Source organism: Acidimicrobiales bacterium (assembly GCA_036378675.1).
Classification (GTDB): domain Bacteria; phylum Actinomycetota; class Acidimicrobiia; order Acidimicrobiales; family Palsa-688; genus DASUWA01.
Genome location: DASUWA010000066.1, coordinates 1 through 21448, shown reverse-complemented (window position 1 = coordinate 21448; position 21448 = coordinate 1). Strand labels below are relative to the sequence as shown.

General features: G+C 62.4%; 19 protein-coding genes and 1 other RNA gene. 8 read left to right on the top strand and 12 right to left on the bottom strand.

Annotation, left to right across the window (positions count from 1 at the left end; translation table 11 throughout):
- Positions 1-8 precede the first annotated feature (8 nt).
- The 3 genes from smpB (at position 9) to ssrA (ending at position 1998) form a co-directional block, all read left to right on the top strand.
- Positions 9-509: an SsrA-binding protein SmpB gene (smpB, locus tag VFZ97_19720; GenBank protein HEX6395667.1), complete on the top strand. Its 501-nt coding sequence runs from the start codon at positions 9-11 to the stop codon at positions 507-509.
- Positions 506-1657 carry a site-2 protease family protein gene (locus VFZ97_19715; GenBank protein ID HEX6395666.1) on the top strand — a complete coding sequence of 384 codons (1152 nt, stop codon included), beginning with the start codon at positions 506-508 and terminating at the stop codon, positions 1655-1657. Before smpB ends, VFZ97_19715 begins: the two co-directional genes overlap by 4 nt.
- Positions 1650-1998, top strand: a transfer-messenger RNA (tmRNA) gene (gene ssrA / locus VFZ97_19710). The genes VFZ97_19715 and ssrA overlap by 8 nt, the downstream gene beginning before the upstream one ends.
- 220 nt (positions 1999-2218) lie before the next feature.
- Here ssrA and VFZ97_19705 read toward each other — a convergent pair.
- On the bottom strand, positions 2219-3895 hold the full coding sequence (locus tag VFZ97_19705; protein ID HEX6395665.1) for a hypothetical protein: 1677 nt from the start codon (positions 3893-3895) through the stop codon (positions 2219-2221).
- Complete coding sequence (locus tag VFZ97_19700) at positions 3892-4827, bottom strand: hypothetical protein (protein ID HEX6395664.1); 936 nt, start codon at positions 4825-4827, stop codon at positions 3892-3894. Before VFZ97_19700 ends, VFZ97_19705 begins: the two co-directional genes overlap by 4 nt.
- 1038 nt (positions 4828-5865) lie before the next feature.
- Between VFZ97_19700 and VFZ97_19695 the strand changes: the two genes are divergently transcribed.
- The 5 genes from VFZ97_19695 to VFZ97_19675 all read left to right on the top strand — a co-directional run bounded on the left by VFZ97_19695 (position 5866) and on the right by VFZ97_19675 (position 13521).
- Positions 5866-8628, top strand: a complete 2763-nt coding sequence (locus tag VFZ97_19695; protein HEX6395663.1) for a LuxR C-terminal-related transcriptional regulator — start codon at positions 5866-5868, stop codon at positions 8626-8628.
- Positions 8629-9152: 524 nt separating this feature from the next.
- Positions 9153-10073 (top strand): alpha/beta hydrolase, encoded by a 921-nt coding sequence (locus tag VFZ97_19690; protein ID HEX6395662.1) that lies wholly within the window; start codon positions 9153-9155, stop codon positions 10071-10073.
- 87 nt (positions 10074-10160) lie between these two features.
- Positions 10161-10775, top strand: a complete 615-nt coding sequence (locus VFZ97_19685; GenBank protein HEX6395661.1) for an isochorismatase family protein — start codon at positions 10161-10163, stop codon at positions 10773-10775.
- Positions 10776-10916: 141 nt separating this feature from the next.
- Positions 10917-11864 (top strand): NADP-dependent oxidoreductase, encoded by a 948-nt coding sequence (locus tag VFZ97_19680; protein ID HEX6395660.1) that lies wholly within the window; start codon positions 10917-10919, stop codon positions 11862-11864.
- A 133-nt stretch (positions 11865-11997) separates the two neighbouring features.
- Positions 11998-13521 (top strand): MFS transporter, encoded by a 1524-nt coding sequence (locus VFZ97_19675; protein HEX6395659.1) that lies wholly within the window; start codon positions 11998-12000, stop codon positions 13519-13521.
- 609 nt (positions 13522-14130) lie between these two features.
- Here VFZ97_19675 and VFZ97_19670 read toward each other — a convergent pair.
- The 10 genes from VFZ97_19670 to VFZ97_19625 form a co-directional block, all read right to left on the bottom strand.
- Positions 14131-14919, bottom strand: coding sequence for a restriction endonuclease (locus VFZ97_19670; protein ID HEX6395658.1), 789 nt, complete (start codon positions 14917-14919; stop codon positions 14131-14133).
- 158 nt (positions 14920-15077) lie between these two features.
- Positions 15078-15620 (bottom strand): hypothetical protein, encoded by a 543-nt coding sequence (locus VFZ97_19665; GenBank protein HEX6395657.1) that lies wholly within the window; start codon positions 15618-15620, stop codon positions 15078-15080.
- 184 nt (positions 15621-15804) lie between these two features.
- The gene (locus VFZ97_19660; protein ID HEX6395656.1) at positions 15805-15972 is read right to left on the bottom strand and encodes a hypothetical protein; all 168 of its coding nucleotides are present in this window, start codon (positions 15970-15972) and stop codon (positions 15805-15807) included.
- 702 nt (positions 15973-16674) lie between these two features.
- Positions 16675-17388, bottom strand: coding sequence for a hypothetical protein (locus VFZ97_19655; GenBank protein ID HEX6395655.1), 714 nt, complete (start codon positions 17386-17388; stop codon positions 16675-16677).
- A gap of 331 nt (positions 17389-17719) precedes the next feature.
- Complete coding sequence (locus VFZ97_19650; GenBank protein ID HEX6395654.1) at positions 17720-18799, bottom strand: HigA family addiction module antitoxin; 1080 nt, start codon at positions 18797-18799, stop codon at positions 17720-17722.
- Positions 18800-18814: 15 nt separating this feature from the next.
- Positions 18815-19114, bottom strand: coding sequence for a type II toxin-antitoxin system RelE/ParE family toxin (locus tag VFZ97_19645; protein HEX6395653.1), 300 nt, complete (start codon positions 19112-19114; stop codon positions 18815-18817).
- Positions 19115-19870: 756 nt separating this feature from the next.
- Positions 19871-20125 carry a hypothetical protein gene (locus VFZ97_19640; protein ID HEX6395652.1) on the bottom strand — a complete coding sequence of 85 codons (255 nt, stop codon included), beginning with the start codon at positions 20123-20125 and terminating at the stop codon, positions 19871-19873.
- A gap of 134 nt (positions 20126-20259) precedes the next feature.
- The gene (locus tag VFZ97_19635; GenBank protein ID HEX6395651.1) at positions 20260-20646 is read right to left on the bottom strand and encodes a hypothetical protein; all 387 of its coding nucleotides are present in this window, start codon (positions 20644-20646) and stop codon (positions 20260-20262) included.
- Positions 20647-20650: 4 nt separating this feature from the next.
- Positions 20651-20815: a hypothetical protein gene (locus tag VFZ97_19630; GenBank protein HEX6395650.1), complete on the bottom strand. Its 165-nt coding sequence runs from the start codon at positions 20813-20815 to the stop codon at positions 20651-20653.
- Positions 20793-21320, bottom strand: a complete 528-nt coding sequence (locus VFZ97_19625; GenBank protein ID HEX6395649.1) for a hypothetical protein — start codon at positions 21318-21320, stop codon at positions 20793-20795. Before VFZ97_19625 ends, VFZ97_19630 begins: the two co-directional genes overlap by 23 nt.
- Between the last annotated feature and the right edge of the window lie 128 nt (positions 21321-21448).

Below are 21448 nucleotides of genomic sequence, written 5' to 3'. Positions count from 1 at the left end.
ATCCAGCCATGCCCTCGTCGAAGAAGCCCAGCCGAATCGAAGGTTCGCGCCCGGTAGCGCAGAACCGGCGGGCCCGTCACGACTACGACATCCTCGACACCTACGAAGCCGGGATCGTCCTCGCCGGCAGCGAGGTCAAGTCGCTTCGAGAGGGCAAGGCGCAGTTGAGAGACAGTTACGCCCGAGTCCAAGACGGCGAGGTATGGCTCTACGGCGTCCATGTTCCGCCCTACGCGTTCGCCTCCGGATTCGGCGCGACCGACCCCGACCGCCGGCGGAAGCTGCTTCTCCACCGTCGAGAGATCGGCGAGCTCTTCAAGCGGACAAGCCAGGAGGCGCTCACCCTCGTCCCGCTTTCGATCTACTTCAAGGACGGCCGAGCCAAAGTCGACCTCGCGCTCGCCCGCGGCCGCAAGCGTTATGACAAACGTCATGCCATAGCCGAGCGGGACGCCAACCGCGAAGCCGAGCGCGCTAGCGCGGCCCGTCGCCGTAGCCTTGATTCATGAACGACAGCATCCGCCTCGGCCGCATAGGCGGGATCCGGGTGGGCCTCAACTGGACCCTGCTCGTGATGGTGGCGTTGGTCGCCGGTGGGTTGGCTGATAACCGATTCGTCCACGAGGCGCCGGGCTATAGCACGACCTCTTACGTCTTGGCCGGGGCGTTGACAGCCATCGGATTGCTGCTCGGGGTGCTGGCCCACGAGTTCGGGCACGCGATCGTCGCTCGGCGCGTCGGGCTTTCGGTCGATGGGATCACCCTTAGCTGGATGGGTGGGGTCACCAGAATCGAGGGCGATGCTCCCCGTCCGCGCTCAGAGCTCCTGATCTCCGGGATCGGACCGCTTATCTCTCTTCTCTTCGGAGCATGCCTGTGGGGATTGCGCCTCCTTGCAGAATCTGCTTCCGCCGGCTCACTCGTGGTGTCCGCCCTTGGGTGGCTCGCCGGAATCAACGTCGTGCTGGCAGTATTCAACCTCTTGCCCGCTGCCCCGCTTGACGGCGGTCGGGTTCTACATTCGATGGTCTGGGCGGCGACCCGCGATCGCTGGAAAGCAACCAGAGTGGCTTCGACGGCGGGGATGGTTCTGGGCGGCCTCTTAGCGGCGGCGGGGTTCTTGTTAACCGCTCGCTCGGTCGATCCGATCAACGGTTTCTTCATTGCAATCATCGGGTGGTGGTTACTCGGGTCGGCGCGGGCCGAGCGAACAGTCGCAGCGGTCCACCAGGCTCTCGACGGAGTCCGAGTCCGGGACGTCATGAGGCCGGTCGGTGCGGCACCCGGATGGATTACCGTCCGCAGCTTCGCGGACACCTACCTGGCCGGTCGCCCAGGATGGGTCTGGATGCTCGAGGAGTGGGGAGGCGGGTACGGCGGGCTCATCCTGGGCGACGCGACCGCATCTGTTCCACTGCCCCAATGGGACTTCGCCCGACCGATTGACTTCGCAGTTCCGATCTCGGCTTCTGCGGGAGCCGCTCCGGAGGAATCTGCCCTCGACGTTCTCTCCCGCACCCGGGGCAAGCAGATGATCCTCATAATCGACCAAGGCCGAACGATCGGAGCCGTCCTTCCGTCGGACATCGAGGCGCTCGTAAACTTCGGCGGTCGACGCCCGGTACAATCGAACAGTTGGTCCTTGACAAGGGGGTGACTGGCTTCGACTTCGGTCGTCGATTCGGGAGAAGCGAGCCGTGGTCTCCGGAACCACGCTAAAGAGCCGGAACCTATAAACAAACGCCGAGCCTCAGCTCGCACTGGCTGCCTAATAAGCAGCCCGTCTGTCCGGCCCCAGCCCTACGGGTCGGGTACAGGCGTCATTCTGTAGGGCTCACTCTGTAGCTTCGTCGGCGAGCTATCGAGGACATCTAGCCGACTGAGGTTTCCCGCCGGTGCCGGTGGCGAGCGGGAGACGCGAGAATCTGTCACTGGCTGCGCTCGGAGAAGGCCCGATGAGTCATCGAAGGACGCGGGTTCGATTCCCGCCACCTCCAAGAGGGGATGATCATGAAAGATCGCCAGGTGTGTTCATGAAATCCCGTCTTGCAGGTGGCGAGGATCCCATTTGGGTCCGCCGCCACCCCTAGGACCAACAAAAACGCCGGCCTAAAGGCCGGCGTTTGTCTTGTCTTCTCTTGATTCGCGTCCCCATCGGAGTCCAGGCGCGTCGAAGCCGGCCGCCATCTGGCAGCCGGCCTGCTCTTGTCTCACCCCCTTAGCCCGGTGGGCCCTGCACCTCCTCGATGACGTCGGCCCAGGTTCCCGTCCGCCGCTTGGCCCTGGTCTGCTTCGGCTTCTCCGTCGGTCGGCCTTGTTCGTCGAGGTGGTGTTTGGCTCGGAAGCTGCGGATGCGGTCGAGGTTGTAGGCAGCCAGGGTGAAGCCGAGCATGACGGTCATCTTGGTGGCGCCCATGACTCGCATGAACCCTCGGCCGATATCGGCGAATACGCCCTTGAGGGCGGCGTTGACCGACTCGGCTATCTGCCGGCGGCCCATCGAGATGCGCCAGGCAGTGGTGCCGTAGGTGATGCGCTGCCACCAGGCCATCTCGACCGCCTGGGCGGTGAGAATGCCGTCACAGCACTTGTCGCACCCCTCGGCGATCGGTACCAGTGGTATGTCCTTGGATCGGCGCATGGTGTGAGGGAAGTTCCGGGCGCGTAGGAAGCCGGAGCAGAACGGGCACCGCCACCGGGTAGCCCCGTCTCGGTCGGGCGGGCTGTGACGCATCATTCGCCACCGCGCTCGCAGATTGAACTTGTCCTCGTACTGAAGCTTCTCCGCTTCGCTCGCCCCTCGGGGAGGCGACGGCAGGTCGCGCAGCTCGTCAGGCAGAAGGCTGGAGAACAGCTGCCCGTCGATTAGCAGAGCGTCGCCGGAGAAAGGGCGGATGCCGCGCTGGTGCGTCACCGGCTGGAAGGTCTGGTGGATGCCGGCCTGGGCGAGCTTGTGGTGCACCGTGCCCGGCTTGCAGAGGCTGTAGCCGGGGTCCCAAACCACGTCGTCGATCGGCTCGCCCGCCGCCTTGGCCGCGATCAGATCATCGACAATCGCCTTGCCGCGATGGGTGCCGGCCGGCACCAGAGAGAAACAGGTGACAACGCCTGGGACCTCGTCGGAGAGGGAGACCTTGTCGATGCCGTTCGTCCACTTGGTGTATCGGGCCTGCACGGCCAGGTGCAGCTCGTAGCCGACATAGGGACCGGCGGCGCGGCTGTTGGTGGCGGAGCGGTGCCCGGCCCTGGCGTCGCTGTCGACGGTGTACTGCTTCCGTCCGTCGGCGCCGATCCCGAGCACCATTGCTTTGCGGGTGGGCTTCTTCGGCTTCGGCACAGCCCCGTCATCCATGAGTTGGGTATCAGCCGCCTCGCCGTCGAGATCGACGGTAACAGCGTCACCGTGGAGAGCGCCCCACGTCTCGACATCGGTGCCGTCGACCGCCACCGACTTCGAGGTGCGGAACTCCTTTGGAACAGCCGCGACGGCAAGCCGGTTGGCCAACCACTTGGCGTCGAGCCTCACGCCGTCTACGAAATGGCCCTCGTCGAGGACGTCGCACAGCCGGTTGAATAGTCGGTCCACTCGGTTGTAGGTCTGCTCGGGGTCGTGACGGAGGACGCCCAGCTCGGCGCGCTGGTCGTCGGTCAGCGCGTTGATGATCCGGGCCACCTCGACCAGATGGGCCCGGTGGTGGCGGGCCAGAGCGTTGAGTTGGCAGGCCACCAGCAGGCCGCGGACACTGATCGTGCGATGCCGGCCGACCTCGGCGTCCAGCAGCTCGTTCAGGACTGGGACGACGCCCGATTGGTCGACGACCCGGCAGGCGATCTGCAGGTCTGTGTTGGCCGTGGCTCGCCCGCCGTTGGCGTCGATGGGAGCTCGCCGGCTCATCGAAGGCCCCGCAACATCGTCGCCGCCTTCGCCTCGTCCAAGGCCGGCACGTTCGCGAGGAGATCAGACAACACTGTGACCCCCTGCAGGCCGGCCGCACGGGCCAACTCCGGCAGACGGGTACCCAAAGCCAGATGCGTTACCAACCATGTCGAGCGAAGCCTCGGTGCCGAGAACCGCGGATGCCCGTTCGGTACGACCAGCGACGCGGCCAACGCCCCGGCCCGGTTCTTCGACGACGAGTAACCCCCGACCAAGAAGCCGCCATCGGCGGTCGCCGCCAGATCGAGAATTTCCCCCTCCCAGGTGGCCAGCACCGGAACGCGTCTGGCGGACGGCGCGCCGACCGACACCAACACGGCGTCACCGGCCCGAAGAACATGAGCGGCCGTGACCCGGGCCACCCATCGACCATCCAGGCCGGCGCCGGCGCCAAGAGCCAGCAGAGCTCGAGCCGCCCGCACCCGGCCTGCCGTGGGCTGCACGAGGGCATCCGCCCGCAGCATCTTCAACCCGTCAGCGGTGTACGGCAGCGCCACTTGACGACGAGCCGCCGCGGCCGGTCGAGGCTGCCACGGAGCCCGCCGAGTCAGCCTCGGACCAATCCGCCGCAGTACACCCCTGTACGTCGCCCTCGAAGGGTTACCGGCCAAGCCGACTGCGATGAATCGCTCCACCGTGTCCGGATCGAGCACGACCTCTATGTCCAGGGGCAGACCCTCGCCCACTGCCCAGGAGGAGATTCGCGCCAACTCCCTCAGCGCCCTCCACGCCGCTGCGCTATCGGAGTCCCAACCGAGGCGCTGGACGCAATCCCAAACGAAGCCGCGGACATCGTCCCACCTGGCCGGATCGATCTCCAAAGGCTGGTACGAGGCCAGCCAATCGATGGCGTCCCGCGAATGTCGCGGGACGCTCGTAGCCTTGTCCATGTCGAGACCTCCCTAAAGGTCTTGGCCAGGCCCCGGGGAGCACCAACTTCGCCGGGGCCACCTATTTCCTACTGCAGTAACCTTATCAGGGGTCTGTGACAATCACTCCACTGCTGTAGGATTTTTTCTTGGTGCGAGTTGAGACCGACGACCTAATCGACGCAAACGACGTCGCCGCCCTCCTCGGGCTGTCGCATCGGAATACCGTCAGTCAGTACCTCTTGAAATACAGCGACATGCCTCGCCCTGTCATCGACCTTGGTCCCAAACGGTCCCGGCTCTGGCTTCGACCCGAAGTTGAAGCATGGTTAGCTCGCCGCGGACCTGTACGCCGAGGTCGACCCGCGAAGAGTTCCAACTCCAGTCTCGAGAACTTTCACCCCCCTCTGGGGGGGGTGGAAGTTGCCCGGGGGGGCCGAGAGCCAAGTGCAAACGATGCAAAGCGCGCCGCTCCGTCACGAAGAACACATACCTAGTAGCCACCGCTCAGTTTTAGATGTCAGCCGGCCTAGATCCCGCCACCTTCGGTGGCGCTCCGCACCGCCGCCTGGAGGCGGCGGCTTGGCCCAGAGCAAGTTTGAACGGCCCGTGACGGCTACTAGGCATGTCAAGTTCCGCGTCGAAGTTCCGGCCGCACGCACCGCACCAAGTACATGACCAAAGTCCAAGATCCGACCCGATCGGCCGCGTTCCATGACGTCGGCGTTCGGTGTCGTGCATACTCGCTCTGTCGCGCCCCTGATCGGCAACTCGGGGATGCTTCGCGTCTCCTCGCCAGGCGGGATATGGGGGCTCCCAAGCCCCCGCCTAGGCACGCTTGGAAGTTAGAGAACCTTCCCCGCAGCTTGCCCATGCCGGTGGGCAAGGCCACTGGTGGAGCACTCGTCGAGTTCTCGCGTGACAGTGCGATCCTATAGTTTGCTCCCAGCTGCACTATCGCTCGGATCTCAAATATCCGAGGCGTCGAACGACAGATCGGACGAAAGAGGCACAACGTGAGGGCAGCTTTCCTCGATCGAGGCAGGCAATAGAGGGACAGTGCAAGAAGGGGCCGTCTTCTTAGATCGGGCTGAGGAGAGGAAGGCGATGGACCGGCTTGCGGAGTCGGCGCGCGAGCACCGCAGTGGGGCTCTCGTGTTTTACGGTGACGCCGGCATGGGCAAGACGGCTTTGCTCGACTACGCCGCTTCGGTATCAGGACTGCGTGTGGAGCGTATTGCTGGAATCGAATCCGAGCAGGAGTTTGGGTTCGCAGCTCTGCACCGACTTTTGCTGCCATTCCTCGATGGTCTTGGACAGATTCCTGTGATCCAGCAGACGGCTCTCCAGGCCGCGCTTGGGCTTCGGCGGCAACAACCGGCAGATCGTTTCATGGTGGGTCTTGCGACTCTCAGTCTCCTTGCCGTCGAGAGCGCGACCAAGCCTCTGACGTGTCTGGTCGATGACGCCCAATGGATTGACGCAGAGTCTTTGGTGACTCTTGCTTTCGTCGGGAGACGACTCCGAGCCGAGGGTATCGTTCTGCTCTTTGCCATTCGTAGCCTCTTCGATGTCCCTTCCGACCTAGCGGGCCTTCCCGCAATGCAGGTCGCCGGGCTTCCGACAGACGCAGCGGGCGAGCTGTTAGGCCGGGCCGCGGGGCGTGAACTTGGCCCCGACCTAACCGCGCTCATCGTCAATGAGATGGACGGATGTCCGCTTGCGCTTTGGGAGTTCGGCAAAGAGTTCGCTGACACCTATGTAGCCGACCGGCGGGCACCCATCGAGCCACTCACGATCCGCCACCGGCTCGAGGATCACTTCTTCCAACAGCTAGCTCAGCTTTCATCAGACGCTCAGCTTCTGCTCCTAATTGCTGCGGCCGACACCTCGCGAGACCGTGCCCTCGTCTGGAACGTCGCACGGGAACTTGGATGTGACGTCGACGCCCAGCATGAGGCGGAACGTCACCGGCTCTTGCTGCCAGGTCCCGAGCTGCGGTTCCGACACCCGTTGATTCGCTCCACCGTGTACGCCAGAGCGGATCCGGAGCTGCGTCGGCAAGTCCATCGCGCGCTTGCGGCGGCTATGGGGAAAACCGCCTTTCCGGACCGCTGGGCCCGCCACTTAGCCTTGGGGGCAGCCGGTCCCAGTGAAGAGTTGGCGGCCGAACTTGAAAGAATGTCGCACCTGACGCAGGCGCGGGGCGCCTACTGGGCTGAGGCCACTCTGTTGGTTCAAGCTGCAGATCTGAGTGAATCCCTAGAGGTTCGATCGATGCGTCTGCTCAAGGCCGCAGGCGCGGCGCACAAGGCCGGGGCGCACCCGTATGCCGCTGAAATCCTTGACCGGGCGCACGCATATCTGTCGGACCCAGTTGCCATTGCCAAAGCCAATCACATTCGTGGATTGCTGGCGACCGGCTCATCCCAACCGACGAAGGCCCCAGCCTTGCTACTGGATGCGGCTCAGGCATTCTTGCCGTTGAACATGAACAGGGCACGAGAGGTCCTACTGCAGTCGTTCTATGCGTACAGCATCTCCGGACGATTCACCGAGAAGATCTCGCCCCAAGACATTGTCAGTGTGGCGGAGAGGACTACGGCGACGTCGGACCCTCCGACGCTCCAAGATCACTTGCTGGACGGAATGACCGCCTTGTTCAGCGAGGACCAATCAACACCCTTTCGTCAATTCGCTAGCGTCGGAGTTCTCCTCCAAAACGGTGCTGTTAGCGACGACGATCTTGTCAAATGGACCGCCCTTGGTTGCCAGTTAGCAATGGAGATGTTCGATGACGGCGCGTACAATCTTTTGTGTACGCGGGCTGACTCCTACGCCCGTCAAAACGGTGCCCTCTTCGTACTGCTCAGCAATCTTTTCCGACTGATGCAGAAAGACCTCCGCTCGGGGAGGATTCGTTCCGCTGGAGCGCGTCATGCAGAAGCGATCGACCTGGCGGCAGCCATCGGATTGCCCACCGAGTACTTCCTCACCATGGACGACGTTGTTAAGGCCTGGGCGGGCGACGAGGAGGGGACTCGAGCGGCCGCAGCTGCGTCGATCGAGATCCACTCAGCGATTGGAATGGAGCGGAGCGTTGCCGGTTCTCACTGGGCGCTCGCGGTCCTGCACATAGGGGCGGGACGGTACCAAGAGGCGCTCGTTCAGACAGAAATCCTTCGCGATCAGAACGCGATCGGTTTCGCAGGACAAGCCCTCCCGCTTTCGATCGAGGCAGCCTCCAGGCTGGGAGAGATGGACATGGCAAACGAGGCGCTTGCCGGTCTCGAATTGCGGGCGGAGGCCAGCGGCACACCGTGGGCGCGGGGAACGTTGGCTAGTTCAAGAGCGCTTGTTGCCGATCCACGTGAGGCCGACGCCTATTACCAGGAGGCTATCGACCTCCTCTTGGAAACCTCGGTTGCGATCGATGTCGCTCGCACCCGTCTCCTCTACGGGGAATGGTTGCGGAGACAGAAGCGTCGTGTCGAGGCTCGCGCTCAACTGCGCACGGCGCATGACTATTTCGCCGAGATCGGGGCGATGAACTTCGCTAAGCGGACAGAAGCTGAGCTCTTGGCGACCGGAGAACGCGTCCGACCCAGGACTGTCGAGCACGCAACAGAACTGACTACCCAAGAACGACGGGTCGCGGACCTCGCGTCCGAAGGGTTCTCCGACCGGGAGATCGCGTCCCAGATGTTCATAAGCGCCGCGACCGTCCAGTACCATCTGAGCAAGGTTTACAGGAAGCTGGGCATTAACTCTCGGGGTCGGCTCAAGGGCGCACTGAGCACGTCCGAGATCGAGAGTTCCTAGTTCCACCTTCTCCAAGTTAAGGTCACGAACAGATCCTGTCCCACGCTGCCGTGATCTGGCAGCCGATGGAGTCATCCAGGGCGTATTCGAAACGGCGCCGCGACGGCCACGGTAGTTCGGGCCGCCGGGTCTGGGTGGTGGCGTCGAGTTGGGCGAGTCCGAGTGACGCAGACCGCCCTCAGGTCTTGGTGAACAAGAACAAGACCCGCCGGCTGAGAGGGATGAGTGGGGAGGGGCTGGACTACGGGAACCGCTTGATGAGGCCCTTGCGTCTGAGGCTACGAGGATCGTAGTTGGCTTGGCGGGCTGTGTTCCGACCGTCCTTGTGCCGTTCGTCCACTTCATCGGCCCGTTCTTGGCGAGAACGCGACTAGTGAATTCATAGATGCGAGCTCGATCTGGTGGCGCAAAAGATGACAAGGTCCGCCGCGGTCGCAGACCACGGATTCCAGGATGCGACGGGGGAGCGTGACCGCCACCCTGAGCGGTGAACAGTAGTAACACAACATGAGAGGAACAGTGCAATGGGTAGCCCAGAACTTGAGCAGTACGCGGACTTCTACGCCGAAATGACCCGCCGGTTCGGGTTAACTGACAGTCTCGACCTCTGGCGGGACATTTCCGAGCGCCTGCATCAGCTCACGCCCGAGCCGGAGGGCGTCACCTACAAGGAAGTGACCGCAAACGGCGTGCCCGCCATCTTGATCACTCCGGTCGAGAGCTCCAAGGACCACATCCTTCTACACTGCCACTCCGGCGGCGGGGTTACAGCGTCGATGTGGCAGGAGCGCAAGGCCATCGGGCAGCTCGCGAAGGCTTGCGGCGCCCAGGCGCTCGCCATCAACTACCGACTGGCACCAGAGGACAAGTTCCCGGCGCAGATCGACGACGTCGAAGCCGCGTTCCGGTGGCTGCTCGACGAGGGCTATGACCCGTCTCGGATCGTCAGCTCAGGCGACTCGATCGGCGGAAACTTCGCGGTGAACCTGGCCCTCACGCTGCAGCGGAAGAACGCACCGCTACCAGGGGCCGTCGTGTCTATCTCACCGTGGTTCGACATGGAGCTGAACAACGGAACCATCACCAGCAACGCAAGCACCGACAAGATGCTGAGCCACGACCTGTTGCGTGGATTCACCGATGCGATGTTGGACGGGACCGGGATCGCGCTCACAGATCCGCGGATCAACCTCGCCCAAGCCGATCCTGCCGGGCTGCCTCCAACGATCATCTACTACGGCGAGTACGAGCTCCTGGTCGACGACTCCAAGCAGTTCGCAGACCGGGCCCGCGCCGCCGGCGTAGATCTCGAACTCCGATCGCTGCCCGAGGGACAGCACAACTTCTTCCTGGGCGCCGGCCACGTTCCGGAAATCACAGCCGCCGTCGCCGAGATCGGCGCCTGGGTGCGGTCCAAGGTCGGGGTCACGCTCGCAAGCGCCTGACCGGCGGCCAGCGGCAGGGAGCGACTTCGGCGAGAAGCGGCCGACGCGCTCCGTCGAAATCCACCGGAGACAAGGAGGCTGCATCCAATGACGAGTGTCCCGATTCGCGACCCGCTCGCCGACCATCTGATCACACCGCAGAACGCCGCGCTCATCATCATCGACTACCAAGCGAACCAGTTCAGGAGTGTCCGCTCGACGAACCCGGCCCTACTGCTCCAGAACGTCGTATCAACGGTGAGGCTGGCGAAGCTGTTCGGCCTTCCAATCGTGCATTCCACCGTCGGGGTCGCCGCCGGCCAAGATCAATCAACGGTCCCGGAGCTCGCCGGTCTACTCGAGGACTCCCCACCGATCGACCGAACGACGATCAACTCGTGGGAAGACGCCGACTTCCTCGCCGCGGTACGCGCGACCGGACGGCGCAAACTGGTCCTCTGCGCCCTCTGGACCGAGATGTGCATGGCATTCACCGCGCTCGACGCGATGCGAGAGCAGTACGAGGTATACCCCGTCGTCGACGCAATCGCAGGCACCTCCGACGAAGCACACCGTGCCGGGCTTGAACGCGTGACGCAGGCCGGCGCGCAACCGATTAGCTGGGTATCGCTCGCCGGCGAGTTACAGCGCGACTGGGTGCGCGTCGAGACCGTTCCCAAAATTATCGAGATCGTCTTTACAGACCGTCTGTCGAAGACATGAAGGGCGGGTCGGTGTTGATGAAGCGCTTGCGTACTGATCGTACGCGAGGCGCGCTCTGCCCAGTGTGCTCGCGACCGGTCAGGTATTACACGACGGTGATGCAGGTATCCCGTCTTGGGTTCCAGCCGTAAGGAGAACACGATGCGCGCGGTTACGGTCAGAGAATATGGAGGCACTCCAGCGGTGGCGGAGGTCCCGACGCCGGAGCCGGGACCGGGGCAGATTCTGATCAGGCTGCGGGCCGCAGGAATGAACCCCATGGACCTTTGGCTCGCCTCGGGCGCGTGGAAGCCGATGCCGGCGACGTTCCCGATGGTGCTCGGCGCCGATGGGGCCGGCGTGGTCGAAAGACTTGGCGAAGGTACGTCGAGGTACTCCGTCCGCGACTATGTCTTCGGCCAGTTCCTGATTGCTCCGCTTGGCTCGGCGGGTACCTACGCCGAGTACGTGGCAGTTAGCGAGGACGCGCCGCTAGCGCGAGTTCCGAGCGGACTCGATGGCGTTGTCGCGGCCGCGCTGCCGACGGCGGGCGGCGCTGGGCTAGCCCTTGTCGAACAGCTCGAGCCGCTCGCCGACAAGACTGTCCTGATCGTCGGCGCGGGCGGCGGCGTCGGCTCCTTCGCTACCCAATTCGCGGCGGACGCTGGGGGCAACGTGATCGCAAACGCGCGCGCTGACGATGCCGAGCGAATGCGCGAATACGGCGCCAAGGAGACCATCGATCGCAGAGCGGTCGCGCTGCCGGCCGCCGTCCGACAAGCACACCCCGACGGCGTCGATATCCTTATCGACCTGACGAACGCCGACGCCGCTGGCTTCGCCGCTCTCGCCTCGCTGGTGAAACCAGGCGGCACCGCGATGTCGACCAACTACGTTGCCGATGAAGCAGCCCTACGTGCGAGTGGGGTCACCGGCATCAACTTCGTCTTGCCGATGTCGAGCGAGCTACTGGAACGACTGGCAGAGGCGGTCGTTGACGGCCGCATCATCACCCCACCAATCACTCGGATCTCCCTGGTAGAAGTGCCCGTCGCCCTGAACCCAGGACAGGTCCGGCCCGCCAAGGGCAAGACTGTCATTGCGCTATGAGCCTTCGAATCCGTGCCGCTGGAGCAGCGAGCAGGAGGAAGGAATCGACGGGACACGATTTTTCGCGTATCTGTAGCCAATTCGGCTCGTGCCTCAACAGGTTCGCGCTGATCGACGAGCCGGATGAGTCATTGTGAGCGCTCGATTACGCGAACTGCCCGAAACAGATGGCAGCAACCCGTGGCTGACGATTGTCGTCGTCTGCGTAGCCCAATTCATGATCGTGCTAGACGCCACGATCGTCAACGTCGCCCTACCGTCAATCCAGCGCGGGCTGCACTTCAGCACATCAGGCCTTCAATGGGTGATCACGATCTACACGCTGGCCTTTGGTGGCTTCATGCTGTTGGGCGGCCGCTTGGGCGACGTACTCGGGCGTAGGCGGGTATTTGGTGCCGGGATCGCGATCTTCACAACCGCTTCACTGCTTAACGGTTTGGCGCAGTCACCAGCCACACTGATTGCTGGCCGAGGATTACAAGGGCTCGGGGGCGCGTTGCTCGCACCCGCTGTCCTCTCGATCATTACGACGACCTTCGGCGACGGGAGCGAAAGGGCGAAGGCCCTAGCGATCTGGAGTGCGATCTCAGCTGGCGGCGGCGCCGTGGGGCTCATTCTTGGCGGCGTTCTTACCGACCTTGCCTCGTGGCGATGGATCTTCTTCGTCAACGTCCCAGTCGGCGCAGTCCTTGCGGCAGCTACTGCGCGATTTGTCCCTCCGTTCCGATCCTCGAACCCAACCCGGAAGTTCGATCTCCCTGGCGCAGTTACCGTCACCGCCGGTCTGATGGTGCTCGTTTTCGCTGTCGCGAAGTCGGCTGAATACGGTTGGGGTTCCACTCGCACCATTCTGCCGCTGGCGGTCGGCCTGGGCTTGTTCGTCGGATTCATTGCAATTGAAGAGCGAAGCACCGCACCTCTGGTGCGCCTCGGCATTTTCCATACGCGCAGCTTCACAGCAGCCGACATCACACTCTTGCTCACTTCAGGCGCCGTGTTCTCGACGTTCTATTTCGTCTCGCTTTATCTCCAGCAGATTGTGGGCTTTCAACCGTTGAGCGCTGGCACGGCGTTCCTTCCTTTCTCGGCAGGAATCGCAACAGGTGCGACGGTAGCGCGGAAACTTGTTCCGCGCCTTGGCGTTCGTGCCGTGGCTATGACGGGGCTCACACTCGGGGTCGTCGGAATGGTGTCCCTCATCCGACTGCCGGTCGAAGGACGTTACGTCACCGATCTCCTTCCCAGTCTGCTCGCGCTGGGCTTCGGTCTCGGCCTCACATTCGTGCCAATCACGTTGTCCGGCACAAGTGAAGTAGGCGCAGAGGACGCAGGACTGGCGTCGGGTTTGCTGAATACTGCCCAGCAAGTCGGAGGGTCTATCGGCTTGGCGATCCTCGCATCCCTCTCCACCGATCGTACGAACAGTTTGCGTAGCTCAGTAGCGCATAGGTCCGTTGATGCTGCCCGAGTCTCAGGCTTTCACGTTGCGTTCATCGCTGCCGCCGTCCTGCTCGGAGCGGCTTGGATGGTCGTAACGCTTCGGGCGAAACCTCGCGAGGCGCATCCAATCGAAGTACCACGCATTGCGGCCGCCCGAGCGATCGGATGCGCACAGTGCGCACCGGTCGCGGAAACTGTCCAAAAAGGCATCGCGTAGAGCACACGGCCGAAAGACGCATAACCGCAGGCGGCTCTCACGCGACAAGCCGGGCGCTGAAACGGCCGGCGTGCAGGTTTGACCGGGACAATACGGGACACCCTGTGCTTGAAGACTGACGAGGTGCCTGAGAAGATCAGTTCGTAGTCCCTGGGCCTGGTGAGCCCGAACGGCCGGCTTTGGGCAGCGGGTGTGGGTGACCCCAGAACGAGTGATGGACGGCCTCGATACGCTGACTTGCGATCGCGCACGACACCGCCACAGACGGCCTCCAGCGGGCAATCGGGCTCGAAGCCGGTGGCCTCGACGGTCTCCATGAGCTACGGCTTCAGCTCCGACAGGCGATTCGAGCAGAGTCGGCGGAGTCGCCACCATGCAATGTGCAGCCTTGGTTGTGGAGCGCAGCGAGTCCTGGTGGAAGGGCGATGAGAGCAGCAGGACTTCGGACCGGGTATGAGGTCAGGCTGTCGCTTACAGGGATGAGGTTGACGACTGTCCCCTACCACGCACCTATGTTCGTGGGTTGATCACTAAAAAATGGTCCGCTGACCTAGTTCCTTACCGATAACGCCGGGTATGCGGACAACCTACCTGTGGCACCCAAGGTCCTCAGTCGACCATCTGGCTGATCGGAAGCATCGGTGAGCCGGTTTCGGCTGCGTGCCGACGCTTTCTCTCGAGGGCCTCAGTGAGTGAGATCCGGCCTTCAAGAATCGCGTAGAGGTCGGCCCCGTCCATGAGAATGAGCGGAGTGCCACGGGAGTGGAGCGCGACCGCGCCCGCAGTGAACCCTCCCACGGCTACAAGCAGTCCAAAAACATGTCGCGCCTTACCATCAATCTTGACCTTGAAATCATTCAGATGCTTCGGCTCAAGTGGGGTCGACCACCATTTTGCCTCGAGAAGGTAATCGTCGGTCTGGAAATTGAAGGCACCATCGATCTGCTCATGTTCAAGGCTGTAGGCAGCCCGAGGGTGGAGATCGAAGAGACTGAACAGTTCATTCAGAAGCCGTTCAAACCGCCGGCCTCTCTCGTGGGCATCGGCCATTGACGCCAGTGCGAGAAATCGATTCTTTAGGTCCTCCAAGACCTTACGGTGGGAGCGCCGCTGCTCGGCAATGATGTTCGCCTGTTCTGCCTCAGCTCGAACCTGTTCACGAGCCGCAGCTTGCGCGCTGTACGTTTCCACCACTGCCTTGACCTCGGATAGGGCCGCTTGTGCAATCGCGACCTTCGCCGCTCCGTCGTCGAGTCGGGCAAGCCGACGAAAACTTGAATCGAACTGGGAAAGCCGAACAAGAAGATCGAGAGCGACCCCTTGGTATCGATTCTCGTCATGACGAAGTAACGAAATTACGTCAGCGGCAACCTCGCGCTTGGTGACCGTGAAGCTCACCCGAGCCAAAAGGTCGGGGGCATCTATGAGAGCGGCACGTAAGAATCGTTCCAGGTCATTCTTGTACCAATAGAAGACGGCGAGCGCCTCGAGCAAAGCATCCCACGCCCCCTCACTCAACCGCTTTACTCCGGCATGTCCGTTTCCCATTGTGGTCCTCACCGATCGCGGTGCGTATGGGCTCCCGCTTCGTGGGAGTTCGCGAGCATCCAAAGCAGACCATTCAGAGGAATAGCCGTATCCGTGAGCTCTTCAGCCTCATCGACGGAGAGTTCGGTTCCTGGCCGGTGAACGACCGTGTTCCTCACCTGATGCAATCGAAGAGCGCTTTGCACAAGGTTCTCCGGCAAGGCTCCGTCGTTACTGAGTCGACGCAGCAACTCGTCAGGGTCCGGGTCGATGCCTCTCGCTCTGGCGATCGCGGTTAGTTGCACCTCAATGCTGTTCCAAGCCCGCACGAGCTCCTCTCGAATCTTGCCCCCAAATCGGTCGGCTGCGGCTTGGCGCGTAACTCCTAGTTCACGGGCGATCCGCTCCCACGGCACCTTCATCAGCCGTGCTGCAGCGACAGCCTCTCGTACGTTTGCCAATGCCGCTTCCTGCCGTGTTTCCGCCTTTGTCAGTGCCGTGGCAGCGCTTCTCAGTTGTCGGACCGCGTCTTCCGAGTCCAGTACCAACGCAGGGTGTGGGATGTCGTCCACCTAGATACTCCTTCAGACGTTCACCAGAGCTCGAGCGTACTGCAACCATCCTTGATCATGCAAGACACCTTGCTATGTCGTGTTGCCTTGCAGAACGACCCGGCCATCAGAGGCTTCCGGTTCGATTCATGAATTATTCTGGAGTACAGTCTGATTCGTGGCGTCTCGAAGACCACAGTTCGTGTTACCAGGTCAGGTCGATGATCGCCTCGAACTCCTCTTGGAACGCACGCGCGCGGACGGGAATCGGGCCTCGCGATCGGACATAGTCGCAGCACTGATATGGCTTGCGCCGACCGACGGTGACGCGATCGGAGTAATGGTCCGTCAGTACCGACGGGAAGCGCAGCATGTTGCATCGTCCGAGTCGATTCAACGGCCTCCTGGGCCTCGCCCGCTGGTCATGGGCGGGCCGTGACCATCCGATCTGAACGGGTACCCAGGTTTAGCAAAGGTTCTCCCACGTCCATCAATATCGCTCAGAACGCGTGTGCCCGGACTACTGAACTCCCAGTGCGGCTCTCAGTAGACGGACAGCATTATGTGGTCGGTCTGGAACTTGATCCGGCGGAACATCGTCGCCGGCACGAGAACCGTCTCGGCGCAATCCCCTCGACCGGATTGCTGCATGCCCTATGGGAACTCCCACTCGGCGTCGCTATTCCGTGGCACGCGCTGAAGCCAATTGACCGTTCTACCTTGCACGAGGAAGGCAAGGGATGGGTCGAACACACAGGCGACACAGTGGTCCGGACCTACCGGCCTGCGGGCGCCATCCGATCCGTGCTCGTTTCGCACGACTCATTGTCAACAGCGGTGAACAGAGCCGGTTCACATCCGCCAACAGTCCGCCGAATCGCACTTTGGGCTCATGAGTCGAGCCACGTGTCGGCCCATCAAGAGGCCTCGCTGGCCAGAGCACGAGCACTTGGCGTTGGGGTCTGGGCAGGTCTGGGCGAACGAATCTCGCAGTTGGTAGAGCCGGCACAACCGATGCTAGGGCGCCCAGTCGTATTCCGATGGTGGCAAGCCGAACTGGCCTATCGAAACTGGCTCAGTAATACTGGGCCCACTGGCACAGCTGCGCCTTCGGGCTGATCTCGGTCGTGAGTCCGCCCATCATTCCGTATCGCTCTACCGCGTCGAAACACATCCGCCCGAAGGCCCTGCGGCGATCCGCCGACTCTGGCAGGTCCAGGATTTCGTCAACGATCGCCGCCAACACGATCCGATTATGCCGGTCAGCATCGCTCCTGAGACGACCATCGAGGAACCGCTCGATGCGTTGGCCCTCGCAACATGAGTAGTTGCAGACTGGAGTGATTCGAGTGGTGGACCAGCCACCGATGGTGCTCGCCGTAAACCAGTCCATTAGGTCCTTCACAAACACTCGCGCGGACCGGTCGTTTGGAATTCCGTGTGCCTGAACGGTCGGGGGCACGACGTGTCGGTGTGTGGTTGTTAAGCCGATCGAGGCGTGGGCGGCATCGAAGGCAAGAGCCCCGATCGCCCCGTGGTCGGAACGCAACAGACTGATGCCCTCGACACGCTTGGTGAGTGCTACGAGCGCGTCGACCGCACCAGGATGTCCCAGCGGGTCGCTGCGGTCTCCGAGAACCATCGCGACAGGCGAATCGAGCTCTTGCAAGACAGTGAGTAGCTCGTCGTGATGTGCGGACTTCGTGAGCCATCGATAGTCAAGTGCGAGGAGCACCGTTGCGGCGTACTTCTGAGCGACCTTGATCTCGGCTTCGATCTGCGGCCTCAAAGTATTGTGACCGCCTTCGGATCCGACCCAACAACCCGGGGTCAAGAGTCGATCGGCGCCGGCACTCTGCTGATCGGCAATCCATTGAGGCAGATCGACGCGCGTGTTGCTGTCCCTGTATCCGACTCGGTCAAACAGAACGGCCCCTGTCCAACCCTGATTTCGCAAGAGCCGCACCGTCGTTGGTCCACTGGCTCCAGCTACGACAATGGCGTCGGCGCCCGTTGCGCAGGTGCGAACGCGGTCGGCGTCGCCGCCGGAAACGTAAAAGGAAAATGTCCCCCGGAGCGTTAGTGACGGCGAGCCGAGCTTGAGATTCATAGCCGTTCCGTCAGCTCTCGACCGCGATGTATGGACGTACCCGCGGGATCGATCGTCGAAGCATCCCCCAGTCCTTTCGGGCCCGCTGGATCCGGCCGATTACGAAGCTGGCGTGGATTCGATGACGACTAGCGATCTGGAGGATCGAGGCCATCGTGGGTTTGCCCGCCGGAAGGGGTGTGCTCTCGGGAAAGATCCACTCGGCTGCTTGCCTATTGGCTGCTAACTCGACGCTGTCATGGACTTCCCCTTCCATGACGTCCTCGTCCGTCCGGAACCCAGTCGACTCCAGATGGCCTAGACATATATGGGCGAGTTCGTGCAGAAGCGTGAATACATACCCGTCCATGCGGTCGCCTCTACTGGTCAGGCCGATCACCGGATGACCATCCTCGAGGAGGATGACTGCACCATCGAGCTTGCTGGACTTGAGTGGAAGCAGAGTGATGACGATTACCCCAACCTCCCCGAGCCACGTTTCGAGCTGGCCCAGGTCGGTTGGATCGTGGATGCGATGCACAAGGTCCGCCGCTAGCGCTTGCGCAGCGATGGGGTCGAAATCCCCGACTTCTCGATCCAGCGCAAGACGACGTACTCGTGCAAGCCAAGCTCTCTGCTGCGGCATAAGGGACTCCGCTGCGTTCGAACGACGCGCCGCCACAGCGAACTGCGGCTCGGACTCGAAGTCAGGTATATCGAGGAAATCAAGGACAGCAGTTTCGAGCCTGTCGAGATCGTCGGTGTCTGGCAGCCAGCCCCGCTGCCTCAACTCAGAGATCGGTAAGCACGATCGCAGCCGAGCCCTGCGGGTCACGTCAGTAATCGGCGGTCGTCCCGACTTCGCTTCGTACAGATTGAACGCGGCCTGCAGGTTGATCCAAAGTTCAGCGCTCGTACCGAGAGCTTCTGCGATCGCCAACGCTGTCTCGGGCACGATCTGCTTGCGACCATTCATGATCTCCGACACCGCCTGCACTGGGCGGCCCAAAATCTCAGCAAACTCCTTCTCAGACCATCCGCGAACCTCAAGCTCGTCACGCAAATACTCCCCAGGAGGGAAGGCTTCAGCTGGTGTCAACGTATTTGTCATCGTGCCCTCCTTTCCTTAGTGGTAGTCCACGATCTCGATCACGATCATCTGCGTTCCGTCTCGACTCTTTTGCGGCCTGACAATCAACCGCCACTGCTGGTTCAACCGCAACGAATGCTGGCCAGTGCGACCCCCCTTCAACTTTTCGTAGTTGAGAGAGCGCATGGCGTATAGGTCGCGTTCGTCATCGGCTGCCACCACGATGCCGACAACCTTCCGATACGCCCGAACGATGTCTCGTCCGAACCGCTGCACCCGAAAGTTGGCGTCCTCGTACAGCAGCCGAAGATCGTCATCCTCAAACTCGACAAGCATGAACCTCCTGCTTCACCCTAAGGGTGAAGCAACTATAACACACTTTGGAGTCTTTGTCTTCACCTTTTGGGTGAAGACCGGCCGTGAGACCAAGCGGTCCCCGCCTCCTCCAGCATGCTCCGTCAACACCGCTATCTGACGGACCCCGGCGTGTCAGGCGCGAGGCCGGATTCGTACAAACCGCTGACGCGATAGCGGAATCGCCACGACAGGCGTATGAGCTTCTTCCGCGAAGCTCGTCGCTCCCACAATCCGCCATCTGTCGATCTGCTGCTCAGTCACGACCCCTTTCAGGTCGAGGACTTGGACGATACGCGGTGCCTCTTGTTCAAGCCGATCCATAACTCCTCCTTTCATATTGGAACCGTTTGATCCCTCGTACGGATTTTCGTCAGGAGCGTGGCGCTAACTGAATTTCGGCCCCGATCGGAGCGCACAGGCACTTCCCCCGTTGTGAGTGATCAACCTCTTAGGGTGTGAGTTCGAAGATATCGAACATACGTACGTGCAGGTCAGAGAGTTTCGTGATCATCCCAAGAGGGGATGGTCGTGAAATGCCGACGGGTGTTCACGAAATCCCTTGTTGGTGGTGGCGGAGGCGAAATCGCCTCACCGCCACCCCTTAGTTCAACCAAAAAGACCGCCCCCTCGTGGGCGGTCTTTCTCTTTCTCAACGCTTCGCGCACCCATCCCGATCCTTGGACGCGTTGAAGCCGGCCCGCCGTGTGGCAGCCGGCTCGGCTCTGGGCTGTCTGGCTATCTGTCGGGTGGCGTCTCGCAGGGCTCAATCACATCGGCCCAGGTGCCGGTCCGCCTAGGGGCGCGCGTCTGCTTCGCCCTCCCTGTGGGTTGGCCTTGCTCGTCGAGGTGGTGCTTGGCCCGGAAGCTGCGAATGCGGTCCAGGTTGAACGCGGCCAAGGTGAAGCCGAGCATGACGGTCATCTTGGTGACGCCCATCACCCGCATGAAGACTCGGCCGAGCTCGGTGAATACGCCCCTTGAGGGCAGCATTGACGGACTCGACGACCTGCCGGCACCCCATGGAGATGCGCCAGCGGTTGTGCCGTAGGTGATGCGCTGCTACCACGCCATCTCGACCGCCTGCGCTGTCAGGATGCCGGAGCAACACTTGTCACAGCCGCCGGCTAACGGGACGAGCGGGACGTCCGTGGGGCGGCGCATGGATTTGAAGAACTCCGCGAGCGCAGGAAGCCGGAGCAGAACGGGCAGCGCCAGCGGGTGGCCCCGTCGCGGTCGGGCGGGCTGTCTCGCATCATCCGCCCCCGGGCTCGCAGGTTGAACTTGGCTTCGTATTGCTCCTTCTCCGCTTCACTGGCTCCTCTCGGAGGCGACGGCAGGTCGCGCAACTCGTCGGGCAGAAGGCTGGAGAACGGTTGCCCGTCGATGAGCAGGGCGTCGTCGGAGAAGGGGCGGATGCCGCGCTGGTGGGTGACGGGCTGGAACGTTTGGTGGATGCCGGCCTGGGCCAGCTTGTGGGTGCACAGTGCCTGGCTTGCACAGGCTGTAGCCATGGTTTCAAACCACATCGCCGATCGGCTCGCGGGCCTCCTTAGCCGCGATCAGATCATCGACAATCGCCTTGCCTCGATGAGTTCCGGCAGGCACCAGCGAGAAGCAGGTGACGACGCCAGGAACCTCGTCGGAGAGGTTGGTCTTGTCACCACCCTTGCTCCACTTCACGTCCCGCGCCTGCACGGCCAGGTGCAGCTCGTATCCGACGTAAGGTCCGGCGGCGCGGCCTATTCGTAGCGGACCGATGCCCAGCCCGGGCATCGGCATCGGCATCGGCATCGGCATCGGCATCGGCATCGGCATCGACGGTGTAGCGCTTGCGTCCGTCCGGACCGACCCCAACCACCAGCGCCTTGCGGGCCGGCTTCTTGGGCTTCGGCACGGTGCCGTCATACATCAACTGCGTCTCGGCTGGTTCGCCGTCCAAGTCCACGGTTACAGGATCGCCGTGCAGCGCGCCCCACGTCTCGACGTCGGTGCCGTCAATGGCGACGGAGCCTGACGCGGCGGCGAGCCGGTTGGCTAGCCATTTGGCGTCCACCGTCTTATCTGTCAGCTTGGTATCGGCGAGGCCACCAAGCCAATCGTTGGCCGCGATGCCTCCGTATGGCGTAGCGTTGCCTTCCGTGACACCCTTGTCCGCCGCGGGTTGGATGCGTGGCTGTCTGCCCACGGGTCGAAGTGTACCGACGGACGCAGCCGTCCTCGTGACACAGAACGTGCCGACTCGGCGTCGATGGGTGACATGACAAGCGAACAGAGTGGGCGCCGCCACTCGCCCCTAGCCTGTGCAGATGTTCT

What these genes read in the sequence shown, in the direction of transcription:
- VFZ97_19660 (HEX6395656.1), bottom strand. Translation starts at nt 15,972, where the DNA reads ATGCTGCGCTTCCCGTCGGTACTGACGGACCATTACTCCGATCGCGTC.
- VFZ97_19690 (HEX6395662.1), top strand. Translation starts at nt 9,153, where the DNA reads ATGGGTAGCCCAGAACTTGAGCAGTACGCGGACTTCTACGCCGAAATG.
- VFZ97_19645 (HEX6395653.1), bottom strand. Translation starts at nt 19,114, where the DNA reads ATGCTTGTCGAGTTTGAGGATGACGATCTTCGGCTGCTGTACGAGGAC.
- smpB (HEX6395667.1), top strand. Translation starts at nt 9, where the DNA reads ATGCCCTCGTCGAAGAAGCCCAGCCGAATCGAAGGTTCGCGCCCGGTA.
- VFZ97_19715 (HEX6395666.1), top strand. Translation starts at nt 506, where the DNA reads ATGAACGACAGCATCCGCCTCGGCCGCATAGGCGGGATCCGGGTGGGC.
- VFZ97_19650 (HEX6395654.1), bottom strand. Translation starts at nt 18,799, where the DNA reads ATGACAAATACGTTGACACCAGCTGAAGCCTTCCCTCCTGGGGAGTAT.
- VFZ97_19635 (HEX6395651.1), bottom strand. Translation starts at nt 20,646, where the DNA reads ATGGCTACAGCCTGTGCAAGCCAGGCACTGTGCACCCACAAGCTGGCC.
- VFZ97_19685 (HEX6395661.1), top strand. Translation starts at nt 10,161, where the DNA reads ATGACGAGTGTCCCGATTCGCGACCCGCTCGCCGACCATCTGATCACA.
- VFZ97_19705 (HEX6395665.1), bottom strand. Translation starts at nt 3,895, where the DNA reads ATGAGCCGGCGAGCTCCCATCGACGCCAACGGCGGGCGAGCCACGGCC.
- VFZ97_19700 (HEX6395664.1), bottom strand. Translation starts at nt 4,827, where the DNA reads ATGGACAAGGCTACGAGCGTCCCGCGACATTCGCGGGACGCCATCGAT.
- VFZ97_19640 (HEX6395652.1), bottom strand. Translation starts at nt 20,125, where the DNA reads ATGCTGCCCTCAAGGGGCGTATTCACCGAGCTCGGCCGAGTCTTCATG.
- VFZ97_19680 (HEX6395660.1), top strand. Translation starts at nt 10,917, where the DNA reads ATGCGCGCGGTTACGGTCAGAGAATATGGAGGCACTCCAGCGGTGGCG.